Source organism: Pseudomonas taeanensis MS-3 (genome assembly GCF_000498575.2).
Taxonomy (GTDB): domain Bacteria; phylum Pseudomonadota; class Gammaproteobacteria; order Pseudomonadales; family Pseudomonadaceae; genus Aquipseudomonas; species Aquipseudomonas taeanensis.
The window spans coordinates 1,012,250-1,024,495 of sequence record NZ_AWSQ01000001.1 but is presented as its reverse complement, the minus strand read 5'-3'; the positions used below and the strand labels follow the sequence as shown (position 1 = coordinate 1,024,495).

Annotated in this window: 10 protein-coding genes; 5 read left to right on the top strand and 5 right to left on the bottom strand. The window is 62.9% G+C overall.

Annotated elements, in window-relative coordinates; genetic code table 11:
* Positions 1-95: 95 nt before the first annotated feature.
* From argE to TMS3_RS04415, 3 genes are all read right to left on the bottom strand, one after another.
* Positions 96-1,250: an acetylornithine deacetylase gene (argE, locus tag TMS3_RS04425; RefSeq protein ID WP_025164045.1), complete on the bottom strand. Its 1,155-nt coding sequence runs from the start codon at positions 1,248-1,250 to the stop codon at positions 96-98.
* A 69-nt stretch (positions 1,251-1,319) separates the two neighbouring features.
* Positions 1,320-2,588, bottom strand: coding sequence for an inorganic phosphate transporter (locus TMS3_RS04420; RefSeq protein ID WP_025164044.1), 1,269 nt, complete (start codon positions 2,586-2,588; stop codon positions 1,320-1,322).
* 37 nt (positions 2,589-2,625) lie between these two features.
* Positions 2,626-3,303 (bottom strand): TIGR00153 family protein, encoded by a 678-nt coding sequence (locus TMS3_RS04415; RefSeq protein WP_025164043.1) that lies wholly within the window; start codon positions 3,301-3,303, stop codon positions 2,626-2,628.
* A 113-nt stretch (positions 3,304-3,416) separates the two neighbouring features.
* On the opposite strand from TMS3_RS04415, the gene TMS3_RS04410 reads away from it, so the two are divergent.
* The 5 genes from TMS3_RS04410 to TMS3_RS04390 all read left to right on the top strand — a co-directional run bounded on the left by TMS3_RS04410 (position 3,417) and on the right by TMS3_RS04390 (position 8,662).
* A complete protein-coding gene (locus TMS3_RS04410) occupies positions 3,417-4,781 on the top strand; it encodes a CYTH domain-containing protein (RefSeq protein ID WP_025164042.1) in 1,365 nt (454 codons plus the stop codon).
* A 149-nt stretch (positions 4,782-4,930) separates the two neighbouring features.
* Positions 4,931-6,715 carry a GspE/PulE family protein gene (locus TMS3_RS04405; RefSeq protein WP_025164041.1) on the top strand — a complete coding sequence of 595 codons (1,785 nt, stop codon included), beginning with the start codon at positions 4,931-4,933 and terminating at the stop codon, positions 6,713-6,715.
* A 127-nt stretch (positions 6,716-6,842) separates the two neighbouring features.
* The gene (locus tag TMS3_RS04400) at positions 6,843-7,763 is read left to right on the top strand and encodes an SPFH domain-containing protein (protein WP_025164040.1); all 921 of its coding nucleotides are present in this window, start codon (positions 6,843-6,845) and stop codon (positions 7,761-7,763) included.
* A gap of 3 nt (positions 7,764-7,766) precedes the next feature.
* Positions 7,767-8,216, top strand: a complete 450-nt coding sequence (locus tag TMS3_RS04395) for an NfeD family protein (protein ID WP_025164039.1) — start codon at positions 7,767-7,769, stop codon at positions 8,214-8,216.
* A 146-nt stretch (positions 8,217-8,362) separates the two neighbouring features.
* The gene (locus TMS3_RS04390; protein WP_029866109.1) at positions 8,363-8,662 is read left to right on the top strand and encodes a DUF2388 domain-containing protein; all 300 of its coding nucleotides are present in this window, start codon (positions 8,363-8,365) and stop codon (positions 8,660-8,662) included.
* Between the two features lie 87 nt (positions 8,663-8,749).
* Here TMS3_RS04390 and gcvP read toward each other — a convergent pair whose 3' ends face one another.
* Entirely contained in the window at positions 8,750-11,626 is a 2,877-nt protein-coding gene (gene gcvP, locus TMS3_RS04385; RefSeq protein ID WP_025164038.1) for an aminomethyl-transferring glycine dehydrogenase, read from the bottom strand.
* 116 nt (positions 11,627-11,742) lie between these two features.
* Positions 11,743-12,132, bottom strand: a complete 390-nt coding sequence (gene gcvH, locus TMS3_RS04380; protein ID WP_025164037.1) for a glycine cleavage system protein GcvH — start codon at positions 12,130-12,132, stop codon at positions 11,743-11,745.
* Positions 12,133-12,246: the final 114 nt, after the last annotated feature.

Genomic DNA, 12,246 nt, shown 5'->3' with positions numbered 1-12,246 from the left:
GCCTGTAGAGCAATGACGAAAGTAAAGGTGAAAACAACGCTTCTCGCGCTGAGAGAAGGTAACTAGCGTCGTCGCAGCAGCATCAGGACTCCCCTTCAGGCTTTCACAGGTTGCAAACAGTAGTGGTGGATCAACTCACGTAACAGACGCACAGTTGGCTCAAGGCGTGACATTTCCAGGAACTCGCCCGGCTGATGGGCGCAGTCGATGTCGCCGGGGCCGAGCACCAGGGTCTCGCAGCCAAGTTGCTGAAGATAAGGCGCTTCGGTGGCGAATGCCACCGCCGCCGCCGCATGCCCGGTGAGCCGCTCGGCCACCCGCACCAGCTCGGCATCGGCGGCCTGCTCGAACGGCGGCACGCTGGGAAACAGCGGAGCGAAGTCGATCTTGACCTGATGCTGTTCAGCCAGCGGTTGCAGCTTCTGCCTGATCGCCGCACGCAGCGCCTCGGGCTGCATGCCCGGTAACGGGCGCAGGTCGAACTCCAGCGAGCACTGACCGCAGATGCGATTGGGGTTGTCGCCACCGTGGATACAGCCGAGGTTAAGCGTCGGCTGCGGCACACTGAACTGCGGATTGCGGTAGTCCCGCTGCCATTGTTGGCGCAACTGCAGCAGCTCGCCCATCACCGCCTGCATCGCTTCCAGCGCACTATGGCCGAGGGCGGGGTCGGAGGAATGGCCACTCTGGCCGAGGATGTCGATGCGCTCCATCATCACCCCCTTGTGCAGGCGGATCGGCTTGAGCCCGGTCGGCTCGCCGATCACCGCCGCCCGACCCAACGGCCGTCCGGCGTCGGCCAGGGCACGCGCCCCGGACATCGAGCTTTCCTCGTCACAGGTGGCGAGGATCAGCAGGGGTTGCTGGAACGACTGGGTCAACAAGGGCTGCACAGCCTCGATGATCAGGGCGAAAAAACCCTTCATGTCGCAGCTGCCGAGGCCGATCCAGCGACCATCGCGTTCGGTGAGTTTGAGCGGGTCGGTCTGCCATAACGCGGCGTCGAATGGCACGGTGTCGCTGTGCCCAGCCAGGACCAGGCCGCCAGGGCCGCTGCCATAGCTGGCCAGCAAGTTGAATTTACCGGGGCTGACTTGCTGCACATCGCAGGCGAAGCCGAGGTCACCGAGCCAGCTGGAGAGCAACTCGATCACCGGGCGGTTGGATTGGTCCCAATGCGCCTGGGTGCAGCTCACCGAAGGCGCGGCGATCAGCGCAGCGAATTGCTCTTTGAAGGAAGGCAGGGGCATCGGCGGTCTCCACTGGCGTAGCCCTCATCATAGGGGCAACGCCAGTAGAGATGAAACCACCGAGTCAGATCAAACGCCGCCGAAGATACTGCGCAAGATCGTGAAGAACAGAATCGACAGGGCCGCGCCAACGGGCAAGGTAATAATCCAGGACATGAAGATCTTGCCGACCACCCCCAGGTTCAACGCACCGATACCCCGCGCGATGCCGACCCCCAGTACCGCACCGACCAAGGTGTGGGTGGTGGACACCGGCAAACCAATTGCCGAAGCGCCAACCACGGTAGTGGCGGTGGCCAGTTCGGCGGCGAAACCACGGCTCGGGGTCAGCTCGGTGATTTCCTTGCCGATGGTGGCGATCACCTTGTAGCCGTAGGTGGCCAGGCCGATGACGATACCGATGGCACCGAGCAGCAGTACCCAGCTCGGCAATGCGGACTTGACGCCTACCGCCTCACCGCCGGACTGGATCACCCCGACAATCGCCGCCAACGGGCCGACAGCATTGGCCACGTCGTTGGAGCCGTGGGCGAAGGCCATGGCACAGGCGGTGAAGATCATCAGTACGGCAAAAACTTTTTCCACGCTAGCGTAGTGGAAAGCCTTATCGGCCTCGACATCCAGACGGATGCGGCTGAGCAAGGCAATACCCAGCAGCATCACCACCGAGCCGACGCCCAGGGCCAGAAGAAAACCCTGAGCGGCACTGATGTCCAGGCCAATATGCTTGAGACCCTTGGTTACGGTCATGATGGTGACCATAAACCCGGTGATGAACATGTACATCGGCACAAAACGCTTGGCGTTCTGGAACGGATTGTCGGTGTCGATGATCAGCTTCTGCACGCTCATGAACACGCCGAACGCTACCAGGCCCGACAGCACAGGGGAAATCACCCAGCTGGCGACGATCGGGCCGACGCCGGCCCAGTGCACCGCATCCATGGACACGCCAAAGGCGGCGAAACCGATGACCGCGCCGACAATGGAGTGGGTGGTGGAGACTGGCCAGCCCCGGGTCGAGGCCACCAGCAGCCAGGTGCCCGCCGCCAACAGCGCCGACATCATGCCCAGCACCATCAGGTCAGGCGAAATCATGGTGGCATCGACGATGCCACTCTTGATGGTGTCCGTGACCTCGCCACCGGCCAGGTAGGCACCGCAGAACTCGAAGACCATGGCGATGAGGATCGCCTGCTTGATGGTCAGCGCGCGCGAGCCGACCGAGGTGCCCATGGCATTGGCCACATCGTTGGCGCCCACGCCCCAGGCCATGAAAAAGCCGAACAGGCAAGCCAGCAACAGGAGTAGCAGGCCGTAATCCGCAATCAGAGACATAAATGATTTCCGTTGATCCCAGAAAGGACACTGGCGCTTAGCGCGCCAGCAGTTGTTCCAGTCGGTTGCCCACACGCTGGGCACGGTCGGCGACATCGCCGATCCAGTCGATGATCTGATAGAGGAACATCACATCGACCGGCGGAAGATCCTTCTCCAGTTTGAACAGTGCACGGCGTACCTCGATCTGCAGGCTGTCGGTGTCTTGCTCGATGACATCCAGCTCCTCGATCAAGGTTTCCACCAGCACTGCCTCACGGCCGCCGAAGCCGGCTTCGAGCAATTCATCCAGCTCGTTCATGGCCTTCAGCGCTTGGGCGCTGGCATCCACGGTGCGCTGTACGAAGGTGCGCATAAGCGGTTGCAAGTCTTGCGGAATCGCCATCTGCCGACCCAGCATCAGCCCGGCAATGTCCTTGGCGCGGTTGGCAACTTTGTCCTGTACACTCAGCAGCTCTAGCAAATCCGAGCGTGGCACCGGCAAGAACAGGCTCTTGGGCAGGTGCAATCGCACGCCTTTCTTGAGCTTGTCGGCCTCGTGTTCCAGGCGCGCCATCTCCTGTTGCACCTGCTCCACCTTGGTCCAGTCCTCGGCCATCACGGCTTCGAAAAAGGGCACAAGGTTCGCCGCACACTCGTGGGCCTTGACGATGTGCTGCTGCATCGGCCCGAAAGGCGAGCGACCAAACAGGCTGACAAAGGGATTGATTGGCATAGGGTGGACCCCTGTTGTAGAAAGGCGGCAAGTATACGGATCACGCCTAATGCTCGCCAGTTCACGTCATCCAACCGTCATAATTTCATAAGTAGGCGCTTAAGCTCACCATTATGGTCAAAGAAACCGAAATCAAGCTGCGGGTTAGCCGCGACACCCTGACCGCCTTACGCGAGCATCCGCTGCTGAAAAAACGCAACAAGAGCGGCTGGGAACAACGCGAGCTGTTCAATCAGTACTTCGATACCCCGGCCCGCGACTTGGCCCTGGCCAAGGTTGCCCTGCGCCTGCGCCGCGATGGCGAAGAACATATCCAGACCCTGAAAACCCGGGGCCAGAGCATCGCCGGCCTGTCTGAGCGCAATGAGTGGGACTGGTCTCTGGCGAAAGCCAAGCTGGATCTGAAAAAGCTCGATGACAGTTGCTGGCCGGCAGACTTGGCCGAGCTGGACAAGAAACAGCTCAAACCTATCTTCACCACCGACTTCACCCGTCAACGCGCCGAGATTGCCTGGGGTCGCGGCAAGGCCAAGGTGGTAATCGAGGCTGCGCTGGACCTCGGCAAGGTCATCGCCAATGGCGCGGAAGAGGAAATCTGCGAGCTGGAACTGGAACTGCGCCAGGGCGAACCCGCCGCACTGCTGGAGCTGGCCGCCGAGTTGGCCGCCGACCTGCCACTGATGCCCTGCGACATCAGCAAGGCTGAGCGCGGTTACCGCTTGTTCGACAGCCACAGTTACAGCCTCAGCCTGCCAGCGCCGCAGGTGCATGCCGAACTGAGCCTGGACGATGCCTTTGCCGCCCTCGCCTGGCACCTGCTCAGCAGCAGCCAACGCCTGGCCGAACAATATCGCTTCAACGGCCACTGGCGCCTGCTGGTCGACTGGCTGGAGCAACTGGCCGGCTTCCGCGCGTTGCTCGGCAGTCTCGGCCAAGCCGCACCGCGCGCCAGCAGCAGCGCGCTGCGCCAGCCACTCGACGCCCTGTTGCACGATTGGCGTCCTCGCATTCAGGCTGGCCAACACGACGATGCCGCACGGCAGAGCGCCCCGGCACAGTTCGCCAGCGAACTGGACGGCACGCGCTGGGGACAGTTCTCGTTGAATGCCTCACGCTGGTTGCTCGCACGCAGCTGGACGGTCGAGCGCAACAACCGCGGCAATCGTCAGGGCGCCGCACCGCTGGGCAACTGGCTGCCAACCCTGATTGCCGAGGAAGGTGCCGCCTTGCAGCTGAAACGCTACCAGCAGCAACCGGAAGACCTCGCCGAACAACTGCCGCGTATCGAGCGCCTGCTGGTCTGGCTGCGCCTCGCCCGTAACGTACTGGAAGTAGCGGAAGTCGACCGGCTGTACGGCGAGCTGAGCAAGCTGAGCGAGCTGGCCAACCAGGCCATCGACCCCGAGGCACTGGCGGCACGGCAATCCCAGGCCCAAACTGTGGCTACGCTGAAAGCCTGGAAGCTATTGGTGAAATAAGCCTCGCGCTCGTAGGGTGGATTAGCCGCGCAGCGGCATATCCACCAACGGCCGAACGGCCCTTACGCAGCTAGACCGAGTCGGCAGACAGCCCTTACGCTTGGCGTCAAGCTACGGGCTTAGCCTACGCCACGATCGCAAGGAGTCCCATGTCCGCATTAGCCTCGCCCACCCAGGATCGCCCGCTGGAGCTCAACGACCTGCTGCGTGAGCTGGTCACCCAGGGCCGGGTCGATCAGGACAGCGCGGAGCAGTGCCTGGCAATTCGGCGTAGCGCGGTTAACAACCAACTGCATCCTCTTGAGTTTCTCGCCGCGCAACAGGTCGATGATCGTTCCCGCACGGGCAAAAAACTCGATCTGGAAAGCCTCACCCAGTGGCTGGCTGAGTTCACCGGGCAACCGTACCTGCGTATCGACCCACTGAAGATCGACGTCGCTGCCATCACCCCGCTGATGTCCTACGCCTTCGCCCAGCGCCACAAGATCCTCGCCGTCGCCGTGGCGCCGGATGCCGTGACCATCGCCAGCGCCCAGCCTCTGGTGCAACGCTGGGAAGCCGACCTGACCCACGTTCTGAAGCGTCCAATCAAACGCGTAGTGGCCAACCCGGCGGACATCCAGCGCTTCACCGTGGAGTTCTACCGCCTGGCCAAGTCGGTGAGCGGCGCTACCGCCCATGACATGAAGGTCAGCGGCGTCGGCAACTTCGAGCAGCTGCTCAACCTCGGCGCCCAGGACCAGGAGCCGGACGCCAACGACGCGCACATCGTCAACATCGTCGACTGGTTGTTCCAGTACGCCTTCCAGCAACGTGCCAGTGACATCCATATCGAGCCACGGCGCGAGCAGGGCAGCGTGCGCTTTCGCATCGACGGCGTGCTGCACACCGTCTATCAGTTCCCGCCCCAGGTGACCATGGCGGTGGTCAGTCGCCTGAAAAGCCTCGGGCGGATGAACGTCGCCGAGAAACGCAAACCGCAGGACGGCCGGGTCAAGACCAAGACCCCGGACGGCGGCGAAGTCGAGTTGCGCCTGTCCACCCTGCCGACCGCCTTCGGCGAGAAGATGGTGATGCGCATCTTCGACCCGGAAGTACTGCTGAAAAGCTTCGATCAGCTGGGTTTCTCCCCGGACGACCTGAAGCGCTGGGCCAGCATGACCGGCCAGCCCAACGGCATCGTCCTGGTCACCGGACCGACCGGTTCGGGCAAGACCACCACGCTGTACACCACGCTCAAACAGCTGGCCACCGAAGAGGTGAACGTCTGCACCATCGAAGACCCGATCGAGATGATCGAAGGCGCCTTCAACCAGATGCAGGTGCAGCACAACATCGACCTGACTTTTGCCAGCGGCGTGCGCGCGCTGATGCGCCAGGACCCCGATATCATCATGGTCGGCGAGATCCGCGACCTGGAAACCGCCGAAATGGCGATTCAGGCCGCGCTCACCGGTCACCTGGTGCTCTCCACCCTGCATACCAACGATGCACCGAGCGCGATCACCCGTCTGCTGGAGCTGGGTGTACCGCACTACCTGCTCAAGGCCACCCTGCTCGGGGTCATGGCCCAGCGTCTGGTGCGCACCCTGTGTCCGCATTGCAAGGCGCCGCATGAGCTCAGCGAGGATGATTGGCAGAGCCTGACCAAACCCTGGAACGCCCCGTTGCCGACCGGTGCGCACAAGGCCGTGGGTTGCCTGGAATGCCGTGACACCGGCTACCGTGGCAGGGCCGGGGTCTACGAAATAATGCTGCTGGACGACGCGATGAAACCGCTGCTCAGCGCCGACACCGATCTGATCAACCTGCGTCGGCATGCCTTCAAAGGGGGCATGCGCAGCCTAAGGCTATCTGGCGCACAGAAAGTTGCCAGCGGCCTGACTACCATAGAGGAAGTGCTACGGGTCACCCCGCAAAGCGAACAGAAGTGAACCTGAAATCGGCTGATTAATACTCAGCCCGGTAGCGCTGACCTAAGCTCGAAGCTACCAGGCTTTGGAACCAGAGCCTCGGCTCAGCCGAATAATTGCAAATCTAGCCCTAAGGAAATGGAGTTATATGGAAGTCGGCAGTGTGATCTTTCTCTTCGTCGGCCTCGCCTTGGCCGTGGTGTTCATGGGTTTCAAGGTGGTGCCACAGGGGTCGCAGTGGACGGTGGAGCGCTTCGGCCGCTACACCAACACACTCAACCCGGGGCTGAACATCATCGTGCCGGTGATGGACCGCATCGGCCACAAACTCAGCGTCATGGAAACAGTGCTGGATATTCCACCGCAGGAAGTCATCACCTCCGACAACGCCACGGTGCAGATTGATGCGGTGTGCTTCTTTCAGGTGATCAATGCCGCCCAGGCCGCCTACGAGGTGAACAACCTCACCCATGCGATCCGCAACCTGCTGCAAACCAATATCCGTACCGTACTCGGCTCCATGGAGCTGGACGCCATGCTCAGCCAGCGCGATGCGATCAATGAAAAGTTGCTGCGCACCGTCGACGAGGCCACTGCGCCCTGGGGCATCAAGATCACCCGCATCGAGATCAAGGACATCAGCCCACCGGCCGACCTGATGGCCGCCATGTCCGGGCAGATGAAAGCCGAGCGCATCAAGCGCGCACAGATCCTCGAAGCCGAAGGCCTGCGCGCCGCTGCCATCCTTACCGCAGAAGGCAAGAAGCAGGCGCAGATCCTCGAGGCCGAGGGTGAACGGCAAGCGGCCTTCCTCGAAGCCGAAGCCCGCGAACGCGCCGCCGCGGCCGAAGCCGAAGCGACGCGCATGGTCTCCGAAGCCATCGCCAGCGGTAACGTGCAGGCGGTCAACTACTTCGTCGCGCAGAAATACATCGATGCCCTCGGCCAACTGGCCAGTGCCAATAACAGCAAGGTGATTCTCATGCCGCTGGAAGCCAGCCAGGTGATCGGCGCGGTGGGCGGGATCGGCGAAATCGTCAAAGCCACCTTCGGTGAACAGAAGGCCTAAGCGATGTGGGACTCTCTGCAACAGCTCTCGTACTGGAATTGGCTGGCCTTCGGCACCTTGCTGCTGATCCTCGAGGTGTTCGGCGCCGGTGGTTATCTGCTGTGGATCGGCGTCGCCGCCGCCTGCGTCGGCGTGCTGACCTACCTGATGCCGGGGCTGCCCTGGGCTATCCAGTTCATCCTGTTCGGCGTGCTGTCGATACTCACTGCGGTGCTCTGGTGGCGGCGCCAGCGCACGGCCGCCAAGCCCTCCGATCAACCCGGACTGAACCTGCGCGGCAGCGAACTGCTCGGCCGCCAATTCATCCTGCATGAAGCCATCCATGAGGGCCGCGGCAAGATCAAGGCCGGCGACTCGCTGTGGCTGGTCAGCGGTCCCGACCTCCCCGTCGGCAGCACCATCAGGGTGGTCGGCCAGGACGGCGTGCTGCTGAAAGTAGAGGCCTGTGAGTGACTGACACCGACTTCGCGCCGCCAGCGGCGGCGCGAAGTCGGTGCGGGCACCTGGCGATAGGCCATGCGTTTGTCGGCGCACTGGAACCCCGCTCCCATCCACGACTCTAAGATCAGCGTAACCCTAGCCATCTTGGAGTAATCAGCATGCGCCGCCTTAGCCTGGTAATCCTTGCCGCTCTTTCTCTCACGAGCGTCCCAGCTTTCGCCGACAACTGGGTCCGCGACATCCTCTCTTCCGGGGCGACCACCGCCTCGATCTACCTGACCTTCAAGGACAAGAAGCTGATCGTCCCGGCCCAGGACGATGCCAGCAGCTATGTCGCCAGTGGCGGGCAGATTCGCGGCCCTTATCTGGAAGCCGCACTGCAGCGCCTGCGCGCCGAGCATCCCGACCTGCAGGCCAGTGACATGGAGTTGGCCAGCGCCATTCTGACAGCCCAGTAACCCTAACGAGCAGCGCCGGGGTTGAGCGGCAGCTCGCCCACTGCACGTGACATAAGGGCCGCTCAGTGCGGCCCTGCGTCATGCTCCCTATTCGCGGTAGGCGTCCAGCGGCACGCAGGCGCAGAACAGGTTGCGATCGCCGTAGACGTTGTCGACGCGATTCACCGTCGGCCAATACTTGTGCGCCCGCGTGTGCGCGCTGGGGGTCACGGCCTGCTCGATGCTGTACGGCCGTTGCCAGTTGCCGGTGACGTCGGCCAGGGTGTGCGGCGCCTGTTTCAGCGGATTGTCCTCGGCTGGCCAGGCGCCGCTCTGCACCTTGTCGATCTCCGCGCGGATGCTCAGCATGGCCTCGACAAAGCGATCCAGCTCATGCAGTGACTCGCTCTCGGTCGGCTCGATCATCAGCGTGCCGGGCACCGGGAACGACATGGTCGGCGCATGGAAGCCGTAGTCGATCAGGCGCTTGGCCACATCCTCCTCGCTGATCCCGGTGTCCGCCTTGAGCGGGCGCAAGTCCAGGATGCACTCATGCGCCACGCGGCCGTTGCGGCCACTGTAGAGCACCGGAAAAGCGCCGTTCAGTTTGTGGGCCAGGTAATTCGCCGCGAGAATCGCCACCTCAGTGGCATCGGCCAGTTGCGGGCCCATCATGGCGATGTACATCCAACTGATCGGCAGGATACTCGCGCTGCCCCAGGGCGCCGCACTGACCGCACCGTTCTGCGGGTCGGGGCCCTTCAGCTCGATCACCGGATGATTTGCGACGAACGGCGCCAGGTGCGCACGCACACCGATCGGCCCCATGCCCGGCCCGCCGCCGCCGTGCGGGATGCAGAAGGTCTTGTGCAGGTTCATGTGCGAGACGTCGGCGCCAATGTCCGCCGGCCGGGTCAGTCCGACTTGCGCATTGAGGTTGGCGCCGTCCATATAGACCTGCCCGCCATGGACGTGGATCACCTCGCAGATCTCGCGGATACCTTCCTCGTACACGCCGTGGGTCGAGGGATAAGTGGCCATCAAGCAGGCCAGTTGCTCGCCGGCCTCAGCCGCCTTGAGTTTCAGATCGTCGAGATCGACGTTGCCCTGGGCGTCGCACTCGACGATTTGCACGCGCAGACTGGCCATCTGCGCCGACGCCGGGTTGGTACCGTGGGCCGAAGCCGGGATCAGACAGATGGTGCGCTGGCTGTCGCCGCGACTCTCGTGGTAACGGCGGATCGCCAGCAGACCGGCGAACTCGCCCTGGGCGCCGGAGTTGGGCTGCATGGAGATGGCGTCGAAGCCGGTGATGGCGCACAACCAGGCCTCCAGCTCGTCGATCATCAGCTTATAGCCCTGGGCCTGCTCGAGCGGGGCGAAGGGGTGCAGGTTGGCGAACTCGGGCCAGGTGATGGGGATCATCTCGCTGCTGGCATTGAGCTTCATGGTGCAGGAGCCGAGCGGAATCATCGCCTGATTCAGCGCCAGGTCCTTGCTCTCCAGTTGCTTGAGGTAGCGCAGCATCTCGGTTTCGCTGTGGTGTGCATTGAACACCGGGTGGCTCAGATAGCGGCTGCTGCGCTCCAGAGCAGACGGAATTCCGCTCGGTACCTCACCGGCATCCAGCGCACTCACGCTCAGACCATGATCGGCGCCGAGGAAGATCGCCCATAACTGCTCCACGGTCTGCTCGTCGCAGGTCTCGTCCAGGCTGACGCCGAGCTTGCCGCGACCGAGGATGCGCAGGTTGATCCGCGCGGCCTGGGCCGACTCGATGATCGCCGTCTGGCTGCCGCCGACGTCGAGGGTCAGGGTGTCGAAGAAGTGTCGGTTGTCACGGGCGATACCCTTCTGCGCCAGGCCTTCGGCGAGGATGGCGGTCAGCCGCTGCACCCGCTGGGCGATCCGTAACAAGCCCTGCGGCCCATGATAAACGGCATAGCAGCTGGCGATATTGGCCAGCAGTACCTGGGCGGTACAGATGTTGGAGTTGGCCTTCTCGCGGCGAATATGTTGCTCGCGGGTTTGCAGGGCCATACGCAGCGCGACATTGCCGCGGGTGTCCTTGGAGACCCCGATGATCCGCCCCGGTATGGCGCGTTTGTAGGCCTCGCGACTGGCGAAGAACGCCGCGTGCGGTCCGCCGTAGCCCATCGGCACGCCGAAACGCTGGGCCGAACCGAACACCACGTCGGCGCCCAACTCACCCGGTGGCGTCAGCAACAACAGGCTGAGCAGGTCGGCCGCGACGCAGGCCAGCGCCTGCTGGGCATGCAGCTGCTCGATCAGCGGGCGCAGGTCGCGAATCTCGCCGTGGGTATCCGGGTATTGCAACAGCGCACCAAACACCTGATGCGCTGCCAGGGTGTCGACACTGTCGATGATCAGCTCGAAGCCGAACGCCTCGGCCCGGGTGCGCACCACGGAAATGGTCTGCGGGTGGCAGTGCTGATCGACGAAGAACAGGTTGCTCTTGCTCTTGGTCACGCGCTTGGCCAGGGCCATGGCTTCGGCGGCGGCGGTGGCCTCATCGAGCAAGGAGGCGCTGGCCAGGTCGAGACCGGTGAGGTCGATGGTCAGCTGTTGGAAGTTCAGCAACGCCTCCAGGCGGCCCTGAGCGATTTCCGGCTGATAAGGCGTATAGGCGGTGTACCAGCCCGGATTTTCCAGCACGTTGCGCAGAATCACCGGTGGCGTGAGGGTGCCGTGATAGCCCATGCCGATCAGGCTGGTCCACACCTGGTTCTGCTCGGCATAGCCCTTGAGCTTGGCCAGGGCCGCCTGCTCATCCAGCGCCGAAGGTAGCGCCAGAGGCTGCTGCAGACGAATCGCCGGCGGTACCGTCTGTTCGATCAACGCGGCGCGACTGGGCAGACCGAGGGCCGCCAGCATGACCTGCTGTTCGGCGTCATCCGGACCGAGATGACGCCGCAGAAAGGCGTCGGGCTGTTGCAGCTGGGACAGACGGGGCGTGCTGGACATGGTCTTCACTCTGCTGAAAAAGACAAAGCCTCGACAATGCGAGGCTCTATCAGCTTAGGAAAAATTCAGCGAAGTGCGCGACCAACCTGTCCGTTCACGCCGTCTGCCCGAGAAGATCAGGCCTCGACGTCGGCAGTGCTCTTGTAGGCGGCAGCATCGAGCAACTTGTCCAGTTCGCTGACATCGCTCGGCTGGAGCTTGAAGAACCAGCTGCCGTAGGGGTCGCTGTTGACGCTTTCCGGGCTGTCGGCCAGCGCTTCGTTGATCGCGATCACTTCACCGCCGATCGGCGCATAGATGTCGGAAGCGGCCTTGACCGACTCCACCACACCGGCTTCCTGGCCTGCGGCCAGTACCTTGCCGACTTCCGGCAGCTCGATGAAGACCACGTCGCCCAGGGCTTCCTGGGCGTGATCGGAGATGCCCACTGTGACGCTGCCGTCGGCTTCCAGGCGTGCCCACTCGTGGCTGGTGGCAAAACGCAGATCGGCGGGGATAGTACTCATGTGTTGTTCCTCGTAAGACATGACGGCAACCGCGCCGTCAGGAAAATTTAGCAGGCGTTGGCCATGCCGTTAGCGAAGCGTCGCAAAGTTCGCGAGAAAAGCCTTCTACTGCGG

Excerpts from the sequence above, each read along its gene's own strand:
- argE (WP_025164045.1), bottom strand. The coding sequence starts at position 1,250 with ATGCCCCTGCCTTCCTTCAAAGAGCAATTCGCTGCGCTGATCGCCGCG.
- TMS3_RS04420 (WP_025164044.1), bottom strand. The coding sequence starts at position 2,588 with ATGTCTCTGATTGCGGATTACGGCCTGCTACTCCTGTTGCTGGCTTGC.
- TMS3_RS04415 (WP_025164043.1), bottom strand. The coding sequence starts at position 3,303 with ATGCCAATCAATCCCTTTGTCAGCCTGTTTGGTCGCTCGCCTTTCGGG.
- TMS3_RS04410 (WP_025164042.1), top strand. The coding sequence starts at position 3,417 with ATGGTCAAAGAAACCGAAATCAAGCTGCGGGTTAGCCGCGACACCCTG.
- TMS3_RS04405 (WP_025164041.1), top strand. The coding sequence starts at position 4,931 with ATGTCCGCATTAGCCTCGCCCACCCAGGATCGCCCGCTGGAGCTCAAC.
- TMS3_RS04400 (WP_025164040.1), top strand. The coding sequence starts at position 6,843 with ATGGAAGTCGGCAGTGTGATCTTTCTCTTCGTCGGCCTCGCCTTGGCC.
- TMS3_RS04395 (WP_025164039.1), top strand. The coding sequence starts at position 7,767 with ATGTGGGACTCTCTGCAACAGCTCTCGTACTGGAATTGGCTGGCCTTC.
- TMS3_RS04390 (WP_029866109.1), top strand. The coding sequence starts at position 8,363 with ATGCGCCGCCTTAGCCTGGTAATCCTTGCCGCTCTTTCTCTCACGAGC.
- gcvP (WP_025164038.1), bottom strand. The coding sequence starts at position 11,626 with ATGTCCAGCACGCCCCGTCTGTCCCAGCTGCAACAGCCCGACGCCTTT.
- gcvH (WP_025164037.1), bottom strand. The coding sequence starts at position 12,132 with ATGAGTACTATCCCCGCCGATCTGCGTTTTGCCACCAGCCACGAGTGG.